We start from the raw sequence: 22,885 nt of genomic DNA, 5'->3' as shown, positions 1-22,885 counted from the left end.
CGCGACTGGGTGCATCGGTTCGTGTGCTGATACAACGAAGAGCACCGCCACAGCGGCCTGAAGTACGTCACGCCGATCCAGCGACACCGCGGACAAGCGCCGCGCCTGCTGGCGCAACGTACGGCGTTGTACCAGGCGGCACGTGCGCGCCATCCACAGCGTTGGTCGGCGGGAATCCGGGATTGGGACTTGGCGCAGGTGGTGGTCTACCTGAACCCGGAGCGAACCGCGGAGCCCACGTACCGGAAAGCAGCATAGCGGCGGACGCGACAACTACTTTGACACACGCCGGATCGAAGGAAAAAGTGCCATTTCGCACACAGTCCGCCTGAAATTTGCCACTTCGCAACCTAGACTTCGAGAACATGGGATAACTTCTTAATAAGCCCCGGGGCAAGGTCAGGTGGTGAGGCGTGGCCGGTGACTGGAATATCGGGTTGAAATATCGGCGCGACCCTTCCGCAAGCCGCAACGAGTTTCGCGTTGTAAACGCTGGGTGGGGATGTTGACTTTCGCCGTCGGCATCCACGCTGCCCGAATTGCCTCAAACAAGAAGGGGAGAACCCCAAATGCGCCATTGCGCTGTACTGGGTTGTCTGGCGGCTGTCGCCTTGTCCATTCCGGCCGCGCCGCTACCCGACTCAAACCGGTCGGCACCCGGCACGGAGGCAGCGCGTTCGGTCCGCCTCGTCGACCGTGACGACGACCGGATCTCCGATGACCTGCAGGCGCAGATCGCGGCGGCACGACCCGGTGACCTCGTCCGGGTCGTCGTCACGTTCAGCGGTCCGGGCACTGCGGCCACGGCGCGGCAGGCGGTCGGTGCTTTCACTCTGCATAGCGAATTCAGGATCATCCGCGGTTTCTCCGCCACCATGACGACCGCCCAGGTGAGGGCGCTGGCGCAGCAGCCTGGCGTGCGGCGGATCGAGGAGGACTTCACCGTTTCGACCAAGCTCAACGCCGCCCGCGCCGACTTCGGCACCGACGCGGCACGCGCCAGCTTCGGGGTGGACGGCGCCGGCATCAAGGGTTGCATCGTCGACACGGGCGTCGATCCGAACCACGAGCAGCTGGATGCGCGACCGATCCCGTTCTTTGATGCCATCAATGGACGGGGTAGCGCATATGACGACCACGGCCACGGCACCCACGTCGCGTCGATCGCCTTTGGCGACGGCACGGGCAGCTCGGGCGCCGCCACCTACAAGGGCGTGGCGCCCGGCGCAGCGATCTACGCGGCCAAGGTGCTCGACCAGTCCGGCTCTGGACTCGAGAGCCAGGTCATCGCCGGCATCGACTGGTGCATGTCCCAGGGCGTGAGGATCATTTCCATGAGCCTGGGCTCCGGCGCGCCGTCAGACGGACAGGACGCCCTGAGCCAGGCCGCCGATGCAGCGGTGAGCAGCGGTGCCGTCGTGGTGGTGGCGGCCGGCAATTCGGGCGACGAGCCAGGCACGGTCGGCTCGCCCGGGGCCGCGGCGCAAGCCATCACCGTGGCGGCATGCGCGGAGTGGTCCGCTCCCGCCGGCGCGCCCAACCATTCGGACGGCATCTACGTGACGCCGTTTTCGAGCAGGGGACCGACGCTGGACAACCGTGTCAAGCCGGACATCTGCGCACCCGGACTGACCATCACGGCTGCAAAGGCCGGCACGGTCAGCGCCTATGTCACCTACAGTGGCACCTCCATGGCCACGCCGTTCGTCTCCGGCACCGTCGCCCTGGCTCTACAGGCGAATCCGCTCCTGTCGCCAGCGGACCTGCGGCAGAAGCTCGAAGCCACGGCGCAGGACCGTGGCCCGGCCGGCAAGGACAATGATATCGGCGCCGGGCTCCTCGACGGCTACGCGCTGGTGGCCAGCGCCAAGGGGGGCAGCTACCAGCCGACCGTCTTTCCGACGTATCGCAGGGTCACCGCCAGCGTGGCGAGTCATGGTCTGTGGAGCTATACGTTCTCCATCGCCCAGGCCGACCTCGGTGTTCCCATCGGTGCCACGGTCACCATCAACGGCCAGGCGAAATGCATCCTGCCGCTGTTGGGCAGCTGCCTCGCTGCGCAGTGGGAGCCCGATCTCGACGCCAGGCTGCTGGACCCCAATGGCGTCGTGCTGTCCGAGAGCCTGTGCATGGCCGGAGTCGAATGCGGTGGAATCGGCCGTCAGGAAACAATGCACGCACTGCCCACCGTGGCCGGGACGTACACCATCCAGGTGTCCCCGTCCGAGGACAGCGTGAACCTGGGCAAGGGCGGCAGCTTCGCCCTGGACCTGTCGACCGGCCCTCGAACCGGCATCGCGAGCCTGCCTGTCGCGCATGTGGGCGGCCTGAGCGCCAGCAGCACCGCAAACAAGACGGGATGGACCACCACCGTCACGGTCACGGTGCACGATGCCAGTCACAACCTGGTGCCAAACGCAACCGTGAGCGGAACCTGGAGCGGCGGCTACAGCGGGAGTTCGGCCTGCACCACGGGTGCCGACGGACAGTGCATGGTCACGAGCGGAACGATCGCCAAGCGAAAGAACAGCGTAACCTTTACCGTGACCAATATCACCGGCACGCTTACCTATCAGGCCAGTAGCAACGACGTGACAAGCGTTACGGCGACAAAACCGTGATGCCTTTGGTTCGCGCTCGCAGCGCGAACCGGGTACGGGGCCGTCAGCGAAAAAAGGCCGGCTGCGAGCAGCCGGCCTGCGCTGGCGTCTAATGGATTAAGTCCTGAAACCCGCATGGTGCTTGATTTCTGTTTTCGAAAGAAGATTTTGTTCCCCTATTTATTCACCCGCTTTGCCTTTGCAGCGAGCACCTCGCCATTAACGCGCGGACAGCAGGCGGGCAAGCTGAGAGCATCATGCAAAGCGAGCCGCAGTGCCATTGCTCGGGCACGCGGACAATGGCCAACCAGGACATGCTATGTCGGGCGAAGGCCTCCCGGAGTCGGCTTGCAGGAGCAGGCTCCAATCCACCCGGTGCTGCAACGCCCCACCGGCACGTTGTTGCGCACCACGGACGCATGATGGATGCCCCTCGGCAGTGACAGTCGCATGAATGATGAGCGCGGGTCGCACGAATGATGATCTTTGACACCACAGGTACGTTGTTTCGCAGTGAAATAAGAACACCCACAACAAGCAATGACGGCTTTCAAAGGGAGGGGCCATCGACATGAGGTGTCATCTCTGTATAATTTCACTTTCGTGAAAGTTATTCCACATCTATGCCGAGGCCGCTTCCTGATCCAACCCCGCCATCACGCGCGACAATCCGAAGCATTGACCAGCTTGGTGACCGGATACGGGCAACGCGGGCAGGGGTAGGCATGCCCATTGACCAGGCTGCCAATTATTGCGGGGTTTCCGTCGGCATGTTGTCCAAGCTGGAGAACGGCAAGGGCGTCAATCTGGAGCACGCGCTGCGCGTGATGGAAGGACTGGGTTTGACGATGCTCGTCGTGCCCAAGACACATGCATCGTTGCTCGAACAGGCGGCGGCCCATGCGGCCGAGATGGACAAGAATGCAGCGAGGGAACTGCAAGTCCAGCTTGAAGGGTAGGCTGCAACAGTATGCGTACCCTCCGCGGAGGTGGCGGCCGCTGATTCGCTATTGGCCTAGCTGTTGAGTCGTGTCAGTGGCCTGTGCTTTGGCCAACCCGGCTCGAAGATGACCAGCGCGTCATGCACGCCGGCGGGCGACCGCGTCGCCATAAACGGGCACCAATCCGGATGGCTGCAGCCGTAGATCACTCTCCATGAGAATCGCGGTGGCCGGTGCAGCCCGTTCAAACCCATCAGGCCACGCGCGGCTCGCTAAACACCAAGCCGGAAGCGGTTGGCCAGCGCTTCCACGATCGATGCCTGCAGTTTGTCGCGAGAAATCTTGAGAGGATCGCGATCTGCAGTCGACGCCATCCAGCGCTTGAAGTCGACGAACGCGGCTGGACTGATTGTCGTCATCCGCGCCATCCTTCCGGTCACGGAAACGATGGGCGCAGAGAATGAAGGCGCCCCCAACAGAACATTTGCGCGTCGCGCCTGGACTGCCCAGAGGTCGTCTTCGTCGTCGGTCAGCTGGAGCGGATGAGGGTCAAGATCGGCGGCCTCGCGACGCAGGATGTCCACCTCGAAGCCCTTTGCGTTCACTGCCGTGAAAAGTTGATCATCCCGAATCTCGAACGTGCTATCTACCTTGCGTAGAACGTCCAGCATGGAGAGATCCAGGTTCTTCATTCGGGAAGCAAACTGAAGGCGTTTGCGCGTATCCCAAAGAAGATCGACGTCGCGAGTTGCGAGGGCGCGTTCCTGCAGGCGAACCCCGGCCGCGGCTTCATACGCATAGAGTGCGTGCGTCCCGATGACGATGAAATGCTCGGCGATATTGAGCCGTGTCATCACCTGAAGGATGGCCACGAGGATGTCCGGAGCCCGGCCAACGCGGATCGCTCGGTTCAGCCGCCGGTGCCGGTCGAGCTCGTCTGCGAGCGTCTTGAGCCGGGCCTCGGCGGCTTCCTTGCGCGCGTTGAACCGCGAGTACATGTCCTCGGTCGTTTCCGAACGCACCCCGAGGCTCTTCTGCTTGTTGTCCACGCCGGTCCGAATCAGGTACTCCCGGCCTTTCGTGGTTCGCCAGAGCATCCCGCCGCGAACCTCTGCGGCCTTGGCACGCGCTGATTCCCACGCTTCGAACACCGCCTTGGCGTCGATATACTGTCGCAGCGCATCCTCATCCAACTCGATCCACGGATCCATGAGTTTCAGTATAAAACAGCAACATGCCAATTTTATACTGAAACTCGTATATGTGGGCCATACCGGCCCCGAGCGTCTCTGGCGGGCCGAAACCACTCGACGAAGCGCGTCGGCTACAGCTGGCGAGGAAACCTCGCAGATGGTGTCTGCGCAATCTAGTCGGCCGACGCACTCTGATAGAGGGTTGGCCGGGGAAAAGCAGAAAATCCGCCACATCTCTGAATAGAAAATCGATCGTTGGGTCGAGCGGCGGCGCACGCCTGGGCAGGTCCAGCAGGTAGTCCCCGAGCCGGTTGATGCGCTCCCGCCGGTGAGGCGACAGGGCCTTGAGCGCGTCGGCATAGACGGGATGTCCATGTTCCTGCAGTTCCTTGAGTTCGCGCGACATCCACTGGACGTCGTAGAGGATGACCAAAGGCATGTTCTATCGACTCACTCTACTGCCATCCTGCACACATGGCCGTAGAAATCATGAGTCGGCTATCCTTGCATGCCCCCATCCTGCGATAGCCGACCTGCGCAGCGAATCACCCATCAAACTGGGGCGCGTTTCTGCTTGCGCAATGTCGAAGGGGCAACGCCATACCACTGACGGCAAGCCCGCGACAATGCAGATTGGGCGGGAAGGCCCAGAAGCATGGTTATCTGGCCTGACTGGAACGGTGAGAAGCCGGCCAGCGTGAAAGCCGTGATCCGTAGCGAGTCCAGCATTGCCTACGCTATATATCGCACGCAACTCTTCAATGCCAAGGATCTGCGCCGGGTGCGTGCCATCCAGAAGGGCTACAAGGTGAGGACACTGAGTGCGTTCCTCGGCAAGCCGGCACCGGCGGCAGCCGCCCCCATCGGCTGGCCGAAGCCTGCTGCGGACGCGACGGATTCGCTGGCCTTCTTCCGCTACCTGAACTTCATGCTGCAGTTCGCGCCGACGATGCCGAGCGAGCAAGCTGTGATGGCGCGATTCGCAAAGATCGGCGTGGGCCGCGGCTTGCCGTTCGACGAGCGCTCGCTATCGCCGGAGATACAGAAGACCCTGGCAGCCGGCATGGCTGATGGCAAGTCCCATTTCGTGGAATTCAAGAAGACGCAACTGGACACAAGGAAGCTCACCAGCGGTGACTTGTTTGGCACACGCGAGCACCTGAAGAACAACTACATGTACCGCTATGCAGCGGCGGCACTGGGGATATTCGGTAACTCGGCGGAAGAGGCGATTTATCCCGGCTACTTTCTGGACGCCGCAGGCAATCCGCTAAATGCTGCCGCCACGCGTTATACGCTGCATTTCGACAAGGACAAGCTGCCGCCGGCCAATGCGTTCTGGTCGCTGACGATGTACGACGGCAAGAGCAAACTGCTGGTGGCTAACCCTCTGAACCGTTATCTGATCAACTCTTCGATGCTCGGCCAGCTCAAACGCGATCGCGATGGCGGGCTGACCCTGTATGTGCAGAAGGACAGCCCCGGCAAGGATAAGGCGAGCAACTGGCTGCCGGCGCCTGACGGGCAATTCTATGCCATCTTGCGCGTGTACCTGCCGAAACAGGAGATGCTGTCTGGCCAATGGCGCCAGCCGTCCATGGTGGCGGCCGAGTAAGAATCCGGCACAGGCAGCAGGGCGCCAGCGTGACTTTGAAAATCCGATACGAGAGAGGAACTATGAAAAATGCAATGATTGCCAACGCCTTGATGGGCTTCGCACTCGCTGGCGTCGGCACTATCCATGGCCAGGCCTCCGCTGCCCAGGCGGCAGGTGGACCCGTGCCGGTCACGGTAGACAACTTCGTGCGGGCGGAGTCCGACATGTATATCGCCGGGGTGGCAAAGCAGGGCGGCGTGGGCAAGCTGCAGCACCGGCGCGAGCCCGCTTCGATCGATGAGCAGACCGTGATCCGCCTGAACCGTGACACGCTGTATTCCTCCGGCGTGTTCGATCTCAATGCCGGCCCCGTGACAATTGCCATGCCGGATCCGGGCAAGCGCTTCATGTCCTGCAGGTCATCAGCGAGGACCACTACGTGCCCAATGTGTTCTACGGTGCCGGCACGCATACGCTGACGCGCGAGAACGTCGGTACGCGCTACGTGGTGGCGGCCATCCGCACGCTGGTGGATCCGAACGATCCGGATGACCTGAAGCGGGTCCATGCGCTGCAAGACGCCATCAAGGTCAGCCAGAAGGCGACGGGCAAGCTGGAGTTGCCCAACTGGGACCAGGCCAGCCAGAAGAAGGTGCGCGACGCGCTGCTGACGCTGTCGGCGACGACACCGGACTTCAAGAAGTCGTTCGGCAAGAAGGGCGAGGTCGATCTTGTGCGCCATCTAATGGGCACGGCGGCTGGCTGGGGCGGCAACCCGGACAAGGACGCCATCTACCTGAACATCACACCGGAAAAGAACGATGGCAAGACCGTGTACCGGGCGAACGTCAAAGATGTGCCCGTGGATGGATTCTGGTCGGTCAGCGTTTACAACGCCGAAGGTTACTTCCAGAAGAACCCGGCCAATGCCTACACCGTCAACAACATCACAGCGAAGAAGAACGGTGACGGGTCGATTCCAATCCAGTTCGGCGGGTGTAACGGACAGGTGTCCAACTGCCTGCCGATCGTGCCCGGGTGGAACTACACCGTGCGCCTGTATCGGCCGCACGCGGAGATTCTCCGTGGCGCATGGAGTTTTCCGCAGGCTCAGCCTGTCAATTAAGCAGAGCGTGTCAATTGTTGCAGTGGAAGATTCCGGGACGAAGGGGGCATTCCAGATCTGAGGAACGCCTCGGTGCTGTTTCGGGAGGGAGAGATTGGTGATTCCTCACAATGCGGCGTTCGCACCGACTGTAAGCGTGGCGCCTCCCTTTACAAGGAGACACACCATGAGGCGAGCAAGTACCACCATCCTGGCCGTCGTTGCCGCAGGCGGCCTGATGGCGCCGCTGGCCGGAAATGCCACAGAGGGCGCTTTGGGCCGACCAGTGGCGGGCACCAGCGTGTTTTCCAATGTCGCCGTAATCCCGGACCAGCCGGTATGGATTGCCAATCTCCAGCAGCTCTATATGGACGGATCGATCAGCGGCGGTCGCCAGGTGCCGATCGGTGGCCGTACCACGTTGGGCATTGACGCGAAGATCGCGTTTACGCTGGCTACACTCATGAAGGTGTGGGATACGGGCCCCGGCGCCTGGAATTTTGCCTCGAGCTTCACGCTGCCCTATGTCTGGACTTCGGTGCACGCCAACGCGGGCGTCACTGCCGGCGGTGCCAGTTTCTCGCGTGGCACCTCGGATCGGGCGTCGAATCTTTACGATATCTATTTCAGCCCGATCATCGCCGGCTTCCACTTCTCGCAGACCAGCCACATGGCCTTGAGCTTCAATGTCTGGGCCCCCACTGGGCAATACGACAAGAACGCCCTGGCCAATCCGAGCCTGAACACCTGGACTTTCGTGCCGCAGGTCGCATTCACGCACTCGATGCCGCAATACGGGCTGGAGTTTAACGCCGTGGCGGCGTTCCAATTCTACACGCGCAACAGCGCCACTGATTACCAGAATGCGCGCCGCTGTTCACGCTTGACGTCATGGGGCTGAAGAAGTTTGGCGCCTGGGGGGCAGGGATCGTCATGGGCACGGTTCAGCAACTGGGCAACGACACCGGGCCCACGGCCGACCGCCTCAATGGCTTCCGCGGCCACGACTTCACGATCGGGCCGATTGTCACGTACGACACCAAGCTTGGCGGCAAGGCGCCGCTTTCTTTCAGCGTGCGCTGGGTACCAACGGTCACCAGCGAGAACCGGCTGGACAGCACTGCCACCGTATTGGCTACAGCAACGATCGTATTCTGACTTTCACGTGCGACATTCGGCGAACCCAACAGGCTTCGAATCCACGCTTTCCCTTTGATCGACGTTGTTGCATAAATCGAGATTAAAAACAGGGGCTCCTCGGTGAGGCTGAACTCAGGCGATACGGACGGATTGCGGGCGAGCGAGCGCGACCATGCGGTTGAGCACGCCCGCACGGATGGCCACTTCGGCGGCCTGCGACCCGATTTCGCGTGCCCACAGACTGTGTCCCGTCAGCGTCTTGAGGCGGTACATCAGGGTCTCGGCCAGCGAGCGCCGGTGATAGCCGCTGGCGGCTTTCCATTCGCCTCGACTGCTCTTCTCGATGACATCGATGGCCTCGTTACGCCAGGCTGCGCCCGGCGTACTTTCGGACCAAGGCTTCGCGCCATAGCGTGGTGGGGTCGAGGGCTGTGCACCTCGCGCGGCAATCTCCGCGTGGCACGGCTTGCTGTCGGAAGCGCCGTCGCCTCCGATGGTATCGATCGGTGTATCAGCCGGGATCTGGTGGAGCAGGTCGGCCAACACTTCGCCATCGCCAACGTCCTGGTGGGTCATCAGTGCAGCACAGATTTGGCCGGTGTTCGCGTCCATGGCGAGATGGACCTTGCGCCAAGTCCGGCGCTTGGACCAACCGTGCTTGCGAACCTTCCCCTCGCCTTCGCCGTAAAGCTTCAGCCCAGTGCTGTCGATCACCAGATGCAGCGCCTCGCCGGTACGCGAGGCGGGCAGCACGACGTTCAGATTCTGCGCGCGGCGGCTCAATGTCGTGTAGTTCGGCACTGGCAACGTTGGGAAGGCCAGGGTGCGCAAGCTCTGCGCGAAGCCTTGCAGCGCGCGCAGCGGCAGGTGGAACACCTGCTTGAGACCGAGCAGACCCTGAATCAGCGCATCCGTATAGACAAACGGGTGGCCAGGTTTGGGCGACTGGGCTTTAGCCGGTGGCACGAGCAAGCTCTCTTCGACCACATCGTCACGTCTCCTCGGGCTATCAGCCCCTTGTACTGCGCCCAGTTCTTGACGCGGTAGACCCTCTTGGGCTCGGTTTGCTGTCGGTTGTCCTTGCGCATCGTCCCGGAAAAAATCCAAGACACTACGCCGCTTCGTCAGAAGTTAACAGAGGCAGCTTTCCAGCCGTTGCGCGTAAACGTCAGCCCAACCCACCCCGGATTTATGCAACAACGCCCATCAAAGCAATTGACATAATTGATACGTTTTCCTCGAATGTGTCGAGTTGGCCTTGCCAGTTTCGGAGGGTAACGTTATAGACCAACGCATCCCGCTTTATCTTCAATCGACACCACTCAGATGGGGGGCGGGTGCAGAGCGCTATCTAGACGCCCGTTCCCTCAGCGCAAAAGAGTAATGGCGAAGTGGAAGGTTGTAGCGGTGGGCCGCGGGTGAAGACTCATCAGAAATGGGGACGGGAAAGAAGGAACAGAAGGGCGCATTACCGCTGAATTTCTAACATAACGCCCGTTCACCGAAATTTTGGGGTGGTATGTTTGATTGGGAGAGAAGGGCAGGGTGCGAGCGCCGCCGGCACCTCAGTCGGCCGTCGACGCGCAAGCGTTCGACTCGTTAGAAGAGTCGAAATGCGCAGCGGCATACACGGCATTGCACGCCCAGATTTCTTCCCCGTCCTTGTAGAAAGTGACCCATTTGCCGTCGCTGACGCAGTGGGCGACAGGGAAGACTTCGGCATGGCGGCCGGCGGCCAACTCCCGCATATGAGGCCGGATGTATGGCTGCAATCTCCACCTTCGAGCCATCGATCTTGAAGCCATGGCAATCTCGGGGGGCGTCCATGTATGTATAAGGAGATGGGTTCGGCTGGGTCATGGTGCAACTCCCAGCACCGTGGCGGCGATTCTTCGCACAGTAGCGGCGCATAGACGTCGACCGCCAGAAGCCGGTCAATGGATCGTAGCAGCCTGGGGCATTCCCCTACTTGCCCCGCTGTGGATGGCTGCTGTTTCCACTGGTTGATGAACTGGTGCTTGCCCGTCTCGCAGCTCTGACTCACGTTAACGTCGACAGACTAGTGGCGATCCAAACACCAGCAGCGTGGGTGTCCGACCGACGCGGCCTTTCATTCTGCTTCGAGTGCCTCGCTCTGAATCCCCTCGATGTCTTTTCGCCTCGCTGGAAACGTGAGTGGCTGAATCCGGCGGCAACTGTCTGTGAAATTCACGATCACTGCTCCAGGCCACCTCAAGATGTCATGAAAGACGCTTTTCGTCACAGGCGGCCATTGGTAGGTCGTCTGCCGAATGGTCGCAACTGGCCGATAGTCGACGATTTGCGACCGGAGTGTTCCGATCGGACTATGCGCTAGGTAGGTGATTGCTTTGGCACGGCGGCGCCTGAATTACCGAAGGAGAACCTGTGCGGCCAAACGTTTTTTGGCCTGATTAACCGGCCCGTCACGCTTCAAGAATCTCAAGACCGTTCTCGGCACACCATTGTCTCAGCGCTCTTTCGACAGAGTCGGCTTCAAACGTATACCAGACCTCGAGAACGCCCTCTCGCCGCAGCAAATCCTTGAAGCGCGAGTAAGCCCCTTGCCGTTGGAAAAATCCTTCGACCTGGTCGTAACACGCAGGCAGCTCTTGTGCGACAAAGCGTAAGGCGAGAGTTCTTCCAAGATCGAGATCGTTCTTATGTGGTATCGCAAGGTATCGGTCGGAAGTTTCAAGGTCGTCAGGAATATCCTCGTCGAACGCGTCATTGGACTCAGAGGTCCAATAGACTCTGCCAGTATCGAGCGAGACATACGCGTTGTGCTCCATCGGCGCCGCGTAGCTAACGAAGTCGAAGGCCATAGAAAGATCCTCGTGTTTGACTGCGACCATGGCTCTACTCCCATAGGTTGTCGCGTGCGAGTTGTTCGGGCTCGGAGATATTCGGCGACCGCGGTTAAACGACTCAATGTGACGCAATCCAGCTGCGAACATTTGGCCCTTAGCCTTTACCCAAGGGCAACGCTTCATAGTACCGCAGCGCGCCTCGCAGCTCTGCGCGACCCATGGTCACCGCGTTCGCTAGTTCGCTTTGGGCTACCTTATGCGCCGACTCATGTCGCCCGCCTCTCGGTTCGAAGTGGCGGAGAACGGCGTACTGACCTACGGCTTGTACCGGCCGGCTACTGCCGTGACCCCCAAGCCAGGTGCCCAGGTCATCGCCGCGGCCACCGGGGCGAGGCGGGCGGAAGCGCGGTCCGGCCATGCGGACTACTTCACATATCACGCTGTACCCACAAACTCGCGAGTGCTTGGCGCATTCCGCTATCACGTCACTGACATTTGGCGGCGCACGCTCCGGCGACGCAGCCAAAAGGACGCAATGACATGGGAGCGAATGAACCGGCTCGCAGATGCTTGGCTCCCGCAACCGCGAATCCGCCATCCATGGCCCGATCAGGGTTTCGCCGTCAAACACCCGAGGTAGGAGCCCGGTGCCCGAATTGGGCATGCCGGGATCTGTGCGGGGGGTGCTCAGTAATGGGCATTCCTACCGCGTAATGGGTGTCCGATGAAACGGGGCAACCCCAGTCGACGATGGATCACGCATATTTTTCTTATTTCTCCTTCTAAAAAATTTCATGTCAGCTTGCGTGACGGTTGCGGCTAGATTGGGCGCAAAGTGCGTACGGTACACAATGTTTGCGGCCGGCTTCCCTTTGGAACTGTGGTCCAGGCTTCGTAGGAAACAGGAACTTGTCGAGCCCTGGTACCGGGATCCGCCTGGGAAGCATCAGCCACCAACTTATCAGGCTTACTTCATCCAGGCGCCAGCGTTCACCGGTTCGTTAGCCGGTAATTGCCGTGTTCATGAACGATTGTGCCAATGGGGTCTGCAGGTCCGCGGGGGTAACCGGCAAACGGCCGCTGGGAGGATGGGGGATGAACCGTTGGCTTATACATATGTTCCGTCATGTCGGAGCATGGCTGTTCGCCAGTCTGACGCTGATCGCCTTTAACGCGTATGCGCAAGCTGCGTCGGACCAGCCGGCTCCCTTCAAGCCTGAAGAACTCGAGGCACTGGTCGCGCCCATCGCGCTCTACCCCGATTCGGTGCTGTCCCAGGTCCTGATGGCCTCCACGTATCCGCTCGAGATCGTGCAGGCTGCACGCTGGGTCAAGGCCAATCCGAAAGTGAAAGGCGATGCCGCCCTGAAGGCGGTCGAGAGCCAGCCCTGGGATGTCAGCGTGAAGTCGCTAGTGGCGTTTCCCCAGGCGCTTGAGCCGATGAACGACAAGCTCGACTGGACGCAAAAGCTGGGCGATGCCTTCCTCGCCCAGGAGAAGGATGTGCTGGCGGCGGTGCAGCGGCTGCGGTCGCGAGCGCAGCAATCGGGGAACCTCAAGTCGAACGAGCAACAGAACGTGATCGTGGAGTCGCCTCCGGCTCCGGTCCAGGGGCAGCCCAGCCAGACTGTTGTGCGGATTGAGCCCGCGAACCCGGAGGTCATTTACGTGCCGGCCTACAATCCGACCGTTGTCTACGGCGCCTGGAGCTCTCCCGCCTATCCACCTTACTACTGGCCACCATATCCTGCCTACTATCCGGGCGCAGCGCTGGCCACTGGCTTTGCATGGGGCGTCGGCCTGGCCGCTGCCGGGGCCATCTTCGGCAACTGCAACTGGGGTGGCGGCGACGTGAACATCAACGTCAACAAGGCTGCCAATATCGACCGGAACTTTGACCGCACCAAGGTGCAGGGGGGTGGACGATGGCAGCACGATGCCTCGCATCGGAAAGGCGTGGCGTACCGGGATAACGCTTCGCGTGAGAAGTTTGGTGGCAGGAGTTCGGCCGGTTCCGACAGGCGCAATGATTACCGTGGTCGCGATGGCGGTCGGGGCAGCTCGGACCGGGCGTCTGCGGCCGATCGCGGAGGGCGTGGGGGGGCGGATCGGAGGTCTGCGGCCGATCGCGGAGGGCGTGGGGGGGCGGACCGGGCGTCTGTGGCCGATCGCGGAGGGCGCGGCGACCGCAGTGGTGCCGGAGACCGCAGCGGCGTGTCGAATCGTGCCGGGAGCGGGCGTGGCGGCGGCGCGGGCGGCGGTCGGGAGAACGCGTTCCAGGGCGTAGGCGGGGGTGGCGCCGCGGCCCAACGTGACTTTGACCGGGGCCGATCCAGCATGCAGTCTTCTGGACACCGCCAAAGCGGTGCGGCCAGAGGAGGCGGCGGTGGTCACGGCGGCGGCGGATTCGCAGGCGGAGGCGGCGGCCGTGGCGGAGGCGGTGGTGGTGGGCGTGGCGGCGGTAGGCGCTAATCTTGGGGGATGCGATCATGGACTCGATACAACGACTTCCTCGGTCCCGGTCTTGCGCCTGGGGCAGCGCCATCGCCATGGTGCTGGCGCTATTGACCTTGGGGATCGCCCCAGCTCATGCGCAGAAAAACTTCAGCTCGCCCGAGGCTGCTATGAACGCATTTGGCGAGGCGGTTGCCACCAGCGACGACGATGCGATGAAGTCCCTGCTTGGTGCCAATTATCACGAACTGATCCCTCCGGTTGGCGCAGAGATTCGCTACCGCTTCCTTGAGGCCTGGAGCCAATCGCATGCCATTCGCCCCGAAGGGGGCAACCGCGCTCGGATTGCGGCCGGCAATGACGGCTGGACCTTGCCGATTCCACTGGTGAAAACGGCCAAGGGATGGCATTTCGATACCCGCGCCGGCGTTGCCGAAATGCAGTTGCGCCGCATCGGCAGCAACGAGCTGGCGGTGATGCAGACCTTGCTGGCCGTTTGCGATGCGCAGAATGAGTACGCGCAGATGGCCCAGAAGACGCAGGGTATGTCGGTGTACGCGGCGAAGCTCGTCAGCTCGCCCGGCAAGCACGACGGCCTGTACTGGCCAACCAAGCCCGGCGAGGCGCAAAGCCCGCTGGGACCAGCGTTCCTTGAGGCCGGCATGCGTAGCAGGGGCCAGGGAGGCTACTACGGTTATCGCTACAAGCTGCTTACCTCGCAGGGAAGCCATGCTCCGGGTGGCAAGTATGACTATCTCGTGAATGGCAAGCTCTTCGGTGGATTTGCGGTGATCGCGTGGCCGGTTCGCTACGGCGACACCGGCATCAAGAGCTTCATGGTCAGCCACGATGGGCGAGTCTTTGAGCGTGATCTTGGACCGGATAGCGCAGCCAAGGCTGTGGCGATCCGGTCATTCGACCCGGGGCCGGGCTGGACCGAGGTGACGCCGTGACACGCACGCTGCTTGCCTGCCTGCCGTCGAGCGATGATGTCGACGGCATTTTCCGATATTTGGCCTAAACCGAAGGTGAGTCATGTCTATTCTCTTGCTTGGAAACCTCGACGCCAAAACCACTGATGAGGAAATCGGCGCCTTCCTGGTGAAGTACGGATTCCCGGAATACACCAGCATCGAACACATGGAAGGCGACGGCACCAGGCCTGCCGTGCGGCTGACCTTCGATACCCTCGACAATGACACCCTGGACAAGCTACGGGGGCGTATTCACGATATGTTTTGGAAAAGTCACAAGATCACGGCCCTCGTAATGAGAGAGCGCTTCAACTGAAGCGAGGGGCGCATAGGACACTCTGAATGAGTGCAACGCAAGTCTGATCAGGGGATACACCATGAAACGCATGTCATTGCTGGCCGCTGCGGTGTTGGTAGCGGCTAGCGCTTCTGCGTGGGGGCAAACCGAAACCCGCGTGGATATCACGCAGTCACCCGGACAGGCGACAGCGACCGGCACGGCAAAGCTCACCGCCAAGATCGTCAAGATCGATGCGCCGACGCGAACGGTTTCGCTCAAATCCGCCGACGGCAAGACCACGGACCTAGTCGTGGGACCGGAGGCGAGGAATTTCGAACAGCTCAAGGTCGGCGATACCGTCACGATAGAGTACAAAGAAGCCCTGACCATGAGCCTCAAGAAGGATAAGGGGCCGCTCGCAATGCACGAGCGCGAGACCTCGGACCGTGCTGCGCCGGGAGCAAAGCCAGGTGGCACAGTCGGCCGGGAAGTGACCGTCACGGCGGACGTTGTAGCGGTCAATACCAGCGCCAAGACCGTGACCCTGAAGGGGCCGAAAGGGCGCACGGTGGACCTCGTGGTGGGGGATCCAGACCGTCTTAAGGGCATCAAGAAGGGCGATCGGGTCGAAGCAGTCTATACCGAGGCCGTTGCGGTGTCGGTGCAGCCGGCCGCGGGCAAGTAGCAGCACCGGAGCCAGGACGAGCCAAGCCCGTCGACCATGCGGGCTCCCATCCTGGCGTCCGCAGTCGGGGGCGCAGCCAATTCGGTATTTCGCCACGGCGAACTGCCCCCGGCCCCCCTTGGCTCTTCTGTCACAGAATTTCCAGCGGAGATCGACATGGATGCAGCAAAGCAACTGGTTCACGCGCGTGAAGTTGGCCTGAAGACCGGCATGGTGCTGCAAAGGCGCCTGAAGATTGCGCAGGAGGCCTATCGTGGACGCGTCCAGCAGGCCGTTGGGGATCCGAGCGCCGGCCCGCCCACGCCGATGGCCGGCATGGATCCGATGAGCGGCTATGCATATGCCATCGACGGCATGCAGCGTGCCATTCTGTTCTGGGACACGCTTAGGCAACGGGGCAACAACTTTGTCGAAAATGCCATGCAGGGGCTCAAGCCGGTCCTGCATTTTGGCTACGAGACCGTTTTAGACGGGCGCCAGTTCCAACGGCCCGTCAACTATGCCCTGTTGAAAATTACACCGCCCGATGGCGTGACGATCGACGATAGCCGCCGCCCTTATGTCATCATCGATCCCCGCGCTGGCCATGGCCCCGGCATCGGCGGTTTCAAGGACGACTCGCAGGTGGGCGTGGCGATGCGTGCCGGCCATCCGGTGTATTTCGTCATCTTCTTCCGCGACCCCGAGCCGGGGCAGACCCTGCTGGACGTGTGCGAGGCCGAGCAACAGTTCATCAGAAAAGTGCGCGCGCTGCATCCGCACAGCGCCAAACCAGCGATCGTCGGCAATTGCCAGGGGGGGTGGGCCGCGATGATGCTTGGGGCCTCGGACCCGGACGACGCCGGGCCGATCGTGATCAATGGCGCACCGATGTCGTACTGGAGTGGTGCCTGGAGCGAGGGCGAAGGCGACAACCCGATGCGCTATTCCGGCGGACTGCTGGGTGGGACCTGGTTGGCCTCGTACACGGCGGACCTCGGCAACGGCAAGTTCGATGGCGCTTGGCTGGTGCAGAATTTCGAGAACCTGAATCCGGCCAACAGTCTCTGGGACAAGTATTACAACCTGTACAAGAAGGCCGATACCGAACCGCCGCGCTTTCTGGAATTCGAGCGCTGGTGGGGCGGCTACTACCTGATGAACCGCGAGGAGATCGAATGGATCACGCGCAACCTGTTCGTCGGCAACAAGCTCTGGGACGGTGACGTCAAGAACGCCGGCGGCAAGGCGTTCGATCTACGCGAGATCCGCTCGCCTATCGTGCTGTTTGCCTCGATGGGCGACAATATTACCCCGCCACAGCAGGCATTCAATTGGGTGGTGGATATCTATGGCAGTACCGAGGAGATCAAGGCTCGCGGCCAGGTGATCGTCGGCATGTTGCACCGCAGCGTCGGCCATCTCGGCATCTTCGTCTCCGGCACGGTCGCGAAGAAGGAGCACGCGCAGATCGTCTCGGTGCTCAAGAGCATCGAATTGCTGCCGCCGGGGCTCTACGGCATGGTCATCCATGAGCGCAAGGGCAGCGCTGGCGTGGACTATGAGGTCGAGTTTGAGGAGCACTCGCTCGAGGAGATCGCCAGCAGGCTTAACCGCTTTGATCGCGTCGACGAGAAGCCGTTCGAGACGGTCGCCAACCTGTCGGACTTCACGCAGCGCGCCTACGAGCTTTTTGCGCAGCCTTACGTCCAAGCGGTGTCCAATGAGATGACAGCGCGGGTGCTGCGCGAATTCCATCCGCTGCGCATGCAGAACTGGTTGTTCTCGGACCTGAATCCGTGGATGGCATGGTTGAAGCCCGCCGCCGAGGCGATCAAAGCCAACCGGCAAGCGCTGGAACCGGACCATCCGCTGCGGCAGCAGGAACAGGCGGGGGCGGAAATGCTCAGCGCGGGATTGGACGCCTACCGGGCCGTGCGCGATGCCATGACTGAGTACACATTCTTCAACGTGTACGCCAACCTGTTCCCGTTCCTGTCAGGGAGCGAGCCTCCCGCCCGCGCGGGCACATCGGCCGCTACCGCCCCGCAGGACCTGCCGGAAGTCAAGACGGCGCTGGCCGCAGTTGGGCGTGGCGGATACGCCGAGGCCATCGCCCGGCTCGCCTGCCTGCTGAGCCGAAAGGGCGAACCACTGCCGCTGTCCAGGCTAGAGTTGCGCAAGGAACTGGTGACGGAATATGCGGATCTGCTGCCGGAGCTGGCGCCCGACGCCTGGCGCAGGATCCGCGGTCAGCAGGAACTGATCGCGCGGTACGCGCCCGAGCAGGCGCTTCAGACCCTGCCGGTACTGCTCAGGCATCAGGCCGACCGGCAGCGGCTGCAGGCGTTGGCGGAGAAGCTGCGTACCGATGAGCGCCTGCTTGGCGCCACGCCCACGCCCGAGCAGGCGGCAATGCTTGAGCAGATCCGCACGCTACTTAGCGCCAAGCCGGGACGCGTGGGCGGCACGGCCGTCCCACTCAAGCGCGCGTCCTAGCGCGCCGTGGGTCGCCTGCATCGCCGGCGACCGATACCAATGACCCTGATGCAGGAGCGAGCCGTGAACGCCAAGCATGAGAAATACCAACGTCTGATCGATTACTGCAAGACGATGCCGCCCACGCCTACCGCGGTGGTGCATCCGTGCGATCAGTCCTCGCTCGAAGGCGCGGTGGAGGCCGCACGGCTGGGCCTGATCGCGCCAATCCTGGTCGGGCCACGCTCGCGCATCGAGGACGCTGCGCGCGCAGCCGGTCTCGACATCCGCGAATACCCGATCGTCGATGCCGATCATAGCCATGCGGCAGCGGCGGCCGCCGTGCAGCTTGTGCGCGAAGGCAAGGCCGAGGCCCTGATGAAGGGCAGCTTGCATACCGACGAGCTGATGGGAGCCGTGGTCAAGGGCGACAGCGGCTTGCGCACCGCCCGGCGCGTCAGTCACTGCTTCGTGATGGACGTGCCAGGGCACGAGGACGCCCTGATCATCACCGACGCCGCCGTCAATATTGCCCCGACGCTGGCCGAGAAGGCTGACATCCTGCAGAACGCGATCGACCTGGCCCACGCATTACGGGTCGAGGAGGTGCGCGTGGCGATCCTGTCGGCGATGGAGACGGTCAACCCGAAGGTGCCATCGACGATCGATGCCGCCGCGCTGTGCAAGATGGTCGACCGCCACCAGATCACCGGCGCGGTGGTCGACGGGCCGCTTGCCCTGGACAATGCGATCAACCTGGATGCGGCGCGGATCAAGAAGATCGACTCGCCCGTGGCGGGGCGTGCCAATGTCTTGCTGGTGCCGGACCTGGAGGCCGGCAATATGCTCGCCAAGAGCCTGACCTTCCTGGCCGGCGCCGACGCCGCGGGCATCGTGCTGGGCGCGCGGGTGCCGATCATCCTGACCAGCCGCGCCGACTCCGTCACGACCCGGCTGGCGTCGTGCGCGGTGGCCGTGCTGGTGGCCAGGGCACGCCGCGAGTCCGGCCAGGTTGCGGGGTGATGCCATGGCCGCACTGATTCTGGTCCTGAATGCGGGTTCGTCGAGCATCAAGTACTGTGCGTACGACACCCATGACGATGCACTAAGACTTGTCTTGCGCGGCAGCATCGACGGGCTCTACACGGCGCCGGCATTCCGCGCGACTGATGCATCGGGGGCCGAGATCGAGACCAAGCGGTGGGACGCCGGCACCGATCTCGGCCACGAGGGGGCCATCGCCTTCCTGGCGGACTTCCTGCGCGGCCATGGGGAAGGGCATACGCTGAGCGCAGTGGGGCACCGGGTTGTGCACGGGGGAGTACGCTTCACCCAGCCGGCAAGGGTGACGGAGGCACTGCTGGCAGAACTGGACACGCTTTGCCCGCTCGCGCCTCTGCACCAGCCCCACAACATCAAACCGATCCGCATCCTTGCCGAACGGCGCCCTGAGTTGCCGCAGGTCGCCTGCTTCGATACCGCCTTCCACCGGGCGCAGCTCGAAGTGGCACAGGCATTCGCATTGCCCGCGGCGATTACGGCGCGAGGCGTCAGGCGCTACGGGTTCCACGGGCTGTCGTACGAGTACATCGCGGGGGTCCTTCCGAGCGTCGATGCCGGCGCAGCAGCAGGACGCACGGTCGTGGCCCACCTCGGTAACGGCAGCAGCATGTGCGCGCTGGTGGCGGGGCGCAGCGTCGCCAGCACCATGGGCTTTACCGCGGTGGATGGCCTGCCGATGGGAACGCGCTGCGGCAGCCTCGATCCGGGCGTGATTCTGTACTTGATGAGCGAACTCGGAATGGATGCTCGGGCCATCGAGGACCTGATCTACCGCAAGTCGGGCCTGCTCGGCGTCTCTGGCGTGTCGAGCGATATGCGCGCGCTGCTTGCGAGCGACGATCCGCAAGCCCGCTTTGCTATCGAGTTGTACACCTACCGCGTCGCCCGCGAGCTTGGCTCGCTGGCTGCCGCCGCGCAGGGGCTGGATGCGCTGGTCTTCACTGCAGGCGTCGGCGAGCATGCCGCGCCGATCCGCGAGCGTGTATGCGAGCTGGCGGCATGGCTTGGCGTGAGCGTGGATCCCGCCGCCAATGCCAGCGACGGACCGCGTATCAGCTTGGCCTCGAGCCGTATTCCTGTTTGGGTCATCCCGACCAACGAGGAACTGATGATTGCCAGACATACCAGGGACGCCCTTGCAATGCCTACACGATGACCGCCGTTATAGCCCATCAAGGCAGCGGCTTGGTCTTGACGGCTCACTGGCAAAAATGAATCCGGGAGAGAGTGCCATGACTGCAGCGCCGCAACAACCGATCCTCAACAACGCCCGCGCACTCATCTGCGGGATCGCGAACGAACACTCCATTGCTTATGGGTGCGCCAAAGCCTTCCGCGAACTGGGAGCAGAGGTCGCGATTACCTATGCCAGCGAAAAGGCGCGCCAGTTTGTCGAGCCGGTGGCGCAGGAGCTTGACGCTTCCATCTTTCTGCCCCTGGATGTCACGAACCCAGCGGAAATGGACGCGTTGTTTGGGCGAATCAGCGAGCAGTGGGGAAGACTCGACATTCTGGTGCATTCGATCGCCTGGGCGCCGAAAGACGCTTTGCAGGGAGGCCTGCTCAATTGTTCGGCCGAAGGCTTTGCCAAGGCCATGGATGTGTCCTGCCACTCCTTCGTACGCATGGCGCGGCTGGCGGCGCCCCTGATGAGCGATGGTGGCACCATGTTCACCATGAGCTACCACGGCGCCAACAAGGTGGTGCCGAACTACAACGTCATGGGTCCGGTGAAGGCCGCCCTGGAAGCCGTGTCACGCTACCTCGCGTACGAGTTGGGCCCGCGCGGCATCCGCGTGCATGCGATCTCGCCAGGGCCACTGCAGACGCGCGCTGCATCCGGACTAAAGGGCTTCGATCTGATGCTCGCTGACGCCGTGGAACGCGCTCCACTTGGCGAGTTGGTCGACATCATGGATGTCGGGTACACCTGCGCCTTCCTGGCTACGACCTACGCCAGGCGGCTATCGGGCGAAACGCTGTATGTGGATGGCGGCGTCAATATCATGGCATGACGCCAGCAAGTACCCCGTTGACTTGGCGGGAGGCAAAAAGGCTGCGCTCGATGCCTGTGACGCCTGCCTTAGGCGGCCGCCATCGATTCAACGAACTCACTTTCTTTCCTTACAACAACGTTGCCATGCAAGACAAGTCTGAAGCGACAAACTTTGTGCCGTTCAACGTATCCCTGTGCAATGAACGAGAAGTGCTAGTGCGGGAGATTACCGGAGATGACAAGGCCGGCCTGTTGGCGGCGTTCAACAAGCTTTCGGCAGATGCGCGTTACGCGAGATTCATGGCTGCCATGCAGCAGCTGCCGGAGGCGATGCTCGAACAAGCGACGCATCCCTCGGTTGAGCGCGAGTTCGCACTGGTGGCAATTGCCACGGAAAACAAGGTGTCGTCTATTGTGGGTGGTGCGCGTTACGCCGCAGCACCGGGCAGCGATACCTGCGAGTTTGCGGTAACGGTAGACGATGACTGGCATAGGCTTGGCTTGGCCCGCCGACTGCTGGGCACTCTGATCGACATCGCTCGGAGCCGCGGCTTTCGATGCATGGAAGGATATGTCTTATCGTCGAACACCGGCATGCGGCGACTGGCCAAACGTTTTGGATTTTCCGACTTAGCATGTCCAGACGATGCCACGCTACGCGTGGTGACCCTTGCGCTGCAAGACAGTGAGCGAAAACGCTAGGTGCAGATAGGTGCAGATAGGTGCAGGCGTCTTGCTGCATTGTCCTTCATTTGATCTGATCCAGCAAAAATCTGTGCCACGCGTCCGGCGGCTTATCCGGGTCGGTGACATAGCGGGCGCCACGCATGGTCGGGCCAGAGCGTCGAATGGCATGATCACGAGCGGTTCATCGGGCGTCGTTCGGCTGCATGTTCACCAGAAGCCAAGTACCTTCCACCAAACACTCCCGATCACGGCGAGGATCAGCAGGTCCACCACGCACATCAAAAGACCGACGCGCCACCAGGTTCCCATCGTCTTCTTCACGCCGCGGGAGATCAGGATGGCCACCACGTCATCCTGAAGGTCATGCCGATCGGGGTTATGGCGATGATGGCCATCGTGGTCCTCTCGTTCGCAACGATTGTTGTCAGAAAGATGGCTCGTTGTCGCAGGTGACCTCGATCTCGTCCAAGGGGGCGCTCGCCGATGCGCTGACCGCCTTCGACAGTCCGCTAATCTGGTTGCCCTCTGGCACAGGCAGCAGCAGGGTGATCAGCACGACCGTCGTGATCAGGGCGGGGCCCAGTCGTGGACGATCGCTTGGAATTCACGCGATTGCACTGGCGATCCCGCAGTGGATGGCATCATTGCAGAGTCTGCCCCGGCTTCACACCGACGCCAGCGGTGATCACGATGATGTCCGCGTCCTGCGCGTTCTCGTAATCACCGGCATAGAAGCCTGTCCCTTGAATGCAAACAGGGCCGGGCCGCCCACCCGCCGACCAGAGGAACGCGACCGACACCACTCCAAACGGGCATGGTTCCCTAACGTCTTCCACCGCCACCTCGTCCGCAGCCAAAGCCACCGCCGAAGCCGCCAGCGCGGCCG

Annotated in this window: 15 protein-coding genes and 5 pseudogenes; 15 read left to right on the top strand and 5 right to left on the bottom strand. The window is 62.1% G+C overall.

Features of this window, described 5'->3' with window-relative positions:
* Nucleotides 1–569: 569 nt before the first annotated feature.
* Both AC1Q7H_RS31015 and AC1Q7H_RS31010 read left to right on the top strand, forming a co-directional pair.
* Entirely contained in the window at nt 570–2,621 is a 2,052-nt protein-coding gene (locus tag AC1Q7H_RS31015) for a S8 family serine peptidase (RefSeq protein ID WP_153955612.1), read from the top strand.
* Between the two features lie 602 nt (nt 2,622–3,223).
* The gene (locus AC1Q7H_RS31010) at nt 3,224–3,559 is read left to right on the top strand and encodes a helix-turn-helix domain-containing protein (protein WP_153955611.1); all 336 of its coding nucleotides are present in this window, start codon (nt 3,224–3,226) and stop codon (nt 3,557–3,559) included.
* A 254-nt stretch (nt 3,560–3,813) separates the two neighbouring features.
* On the opposite strand, the gene AC1Q7H_RS31005 is transcribed toward AC1Q7H_RS31010, so the two are convergent.
* Together AC1Q7H_RS31005 and AC1Q7H_RS31000 are read right to left on the bottom strand one after the other, a co-directional pair.
* Nucleotides 3,814–4,752 (bottom strand): GSU2403 family nucleotidyltransferase fold protein, encoded by a 939-nt coding sequence (locus AC1Q7H_RS31005; protein ID WP_153955610.1) that lies wholly within the window; start codon nt 4,750–4,752, stop codon nt 3,814–3,816.
* 208 nt (nt 4,753–4,960) lie between these two features.
* Nucleotides 4,961–5,167: pseudogene (locus AC1Q7H_RS31000) on the bottom strand (Tn3 family transposase); the annotation flags it as partial.
* A 264-nt stretch (nt 5,168–5,431) separates the two neighbouring features.
* Here AC1Q7H_RS31000 and AC1Q7H_RS30995 point away from each other — a divergent pair.
* From AC1Q7H_RS30995 to AC1Q7H_RS30985, 3 genes and pseudogenes are all read left to right on the top strand, one after another.
* A complete protein-coding gene (locus AC1Q7H_RS30995; protein WP_492382109.1) occupies nt 5,432–6,349 on the top strand; it encodes a DUF1254 domain-containing protein in 918 nt (305 codons plus the stop codon).
* A 74-nt stretch (nt 6,350–6,423) separates the two neighbouring features.
* Nucleotides 6,424–7,457, top strand: a pseudogene (locus AC1Q7H_RS30990) (DUF1254 domain-containing protein).
* A 166-nt stretch (nt 7,458–7,623) separates the two neighbouring features.
* A pseudogene (locus AC1Q7H_RS30985) lies at nt 7,624–8,594 on the top strand (SphA family protein).
* A 114-nt stretch (nt 8,595–8,708) separates the two neighbouring features.
* On the opposite strand, the pseudogene AC1Q7H_RS30980 reads toward AC1Q7H_RS30985, so the two are convergent.
* Together AC1Q7H_RS30980 and AC1Q7H_RS30975 are read right to left on the bottom strand one after the other, a co-directional pair.
* Nucleotides 8,709–9,664, bottom strand: a pseudogene (locus AC1Q7H_RS30980) (IS5 family transposase).
* 1,356 nt (nt 9,665–11,020) lie between these two features.
* Nucleotides 11,021–11,449 (bottom strand): hypothetical protein, encoded by a 429-nt coding sequence (locus tag AC1Q7H_RS30975; protein WP_153955607.1) that lies wholly within the window; start codon nt 11,447–11,449, stop codon nt 11,021–11,023.
* Nucleotides 11,450–12,499: 1,050 nt separating this feature from the next.
* On the opposite strand from AC1Q7H_RS30975, the gene AC1Q7H_RS30970 reads away from it, so the two are divergent.
* The 9 genes from AC1Q7H_RS30970 (at nt 12,500) to AC1Q7H_RS30930 (ending at nt 22,014) form a co-directional block, all read left to right on the top strand.
* A complete protein-coding gene (locus tag AC1Q7H_RS30970) occupies nt 12,500–13,876 on the top strand; it encodes a DUF3300 domain-containing protein (protein ID WP_153955606.1) in 1,377 nt (458 codons plus the stop codon).
* A 17-nt stretch (nt 13,877–13,893) separates the two neighbouring features.
* Nucleotides 13,894–14,811: a DUF2950 domain-containing protein gene (locus tag AC1Q7H_RS30965; RefSeq protein WP_153955605.1), complete on the top strand. Its 918-nt coding sequence runs from the start codon at nt 13,894–13,896 to the stop codon at nt 14,809–14,811.
* Between the two features lie 82 nt (nt 14,812–14,893).
* A complete protein-coding gene (locus AC1Q7H_RS30960) occupies nt 14,894–15,148 on the top strand; it encodes an RNA-binding protein (RefSeq protein ID WP_153955604.1) in 255 nt (84 codons plus the stop codon).
* Between the two features lie 61 nt (nt 15,149–15,209).
* Nucleotides 15,210–15,797 carry a DUF1344 domain-containing protein gene (locus AC1Q7H_RS30955; protein WP_013959533.1) on the top strand — a complete coding sequence of 196 codons (588 nt, stop codon included), beginning with the start codon at nt 15,210–15,212 and terminating at the stop codon, nt 15,795–15,797.
* Nucleotides 15,798–15,953: 156 nt separating this feature from the next.
* Nucleotides 15,954–18,275, top strand: coding sequence for a DUF3141 domain-containing protein (locus tag AC1Q7H_RS30950; RefSeq protein ID WP_153955602.1), 2,322 nt, complete (start codon nt 15,954–15,956; stop codon nt 18,273–18,275).
* A 39-nt stretch (nt 18,276–18,314) separates the two neighbouring features.
* A complete protein-coding gene (locus AC1Q7H_RS30945; RefSeq protein ID WP_193351107.1) occupies nt 18,315–19,277 on the top strand; it encodes a phosphate acetyltransferase in 963 nt (320 codons plus the stop codon).
* Nucleotides 19,278–19,281: 4 nt separating this feature from the next.
* Nucleotides 19,282–20,472 carry an acetate/propionate family kinase gene (locus tag AC1Q7H_RS30940; protein ID WP_013959530.1) on the top strand — a complete coding sequence of 397 codons (1,191 nt, stop codon included), beginning with the start codon at nt 19,282–19,284 and terminating at the stop codon, nt 20,470–20,472.
* 76 nt (nt 20,473–20,548) lie between these two features.
* Nucleotides 20,549–21,331: an enoyl-ACP reductase FabI gene (gene fabI / locus AC1Q7H_RS30935; protein WP_035815612.1), complete on the top strand. Its 783-nt coding sequence runs from the start codon at nt 20,549–20,551 to the stop codon at nt 21,329–21,331.
* Between the two features lie 125 nt (nt 21,332–21,456).
* A complete protein-coding gene (locus tag AC1Q7H_RS30930) occupies nt 21,457–22,014 on the top strand; it encodes a GNAT family N-acetyltransferase (protein ID WP_492382120.1) in 558 nt (185 codons plus the stop codon).
* A gap of 192 nt (nt 22,015–22,206) precedes the next feature.
* Here the strand turns inward: AC1Q7H_RS30930 and AC1Q7H_RS30925 are convergent, their stop codons facing one another.
* A complete protein-coding gene (locus tag AC1Q7H_RS30925; protein WP_153955601.1) occupies nt 22,207–22,344 on the bottom strand; it encodes an anion permease in 138 nt (45 codons plus the stop codon).
* Nucleotides 22,345–22,347: 3 nt separating this feature from the next.
* Between AC1Q7H_RS30925 and AC1Q7H_RS30920 the strand changes: the two are divergent.
* Nucleotides 22,348–22,619: pseudogene (locus tag AC1Q7H_RS30920) on the top strand (hypothetical protein); the annotation flags it as partial.
* Nucleotides 22,620–22,885 lie beyond the last annotated feature (266 nt).

The organism is Cupriavidus sp. GW823-FHT06D04, assembly GCF_058795055.1.
This window is presented reverse-complemented; position numbering and strand designations above follow the sequence as displayed.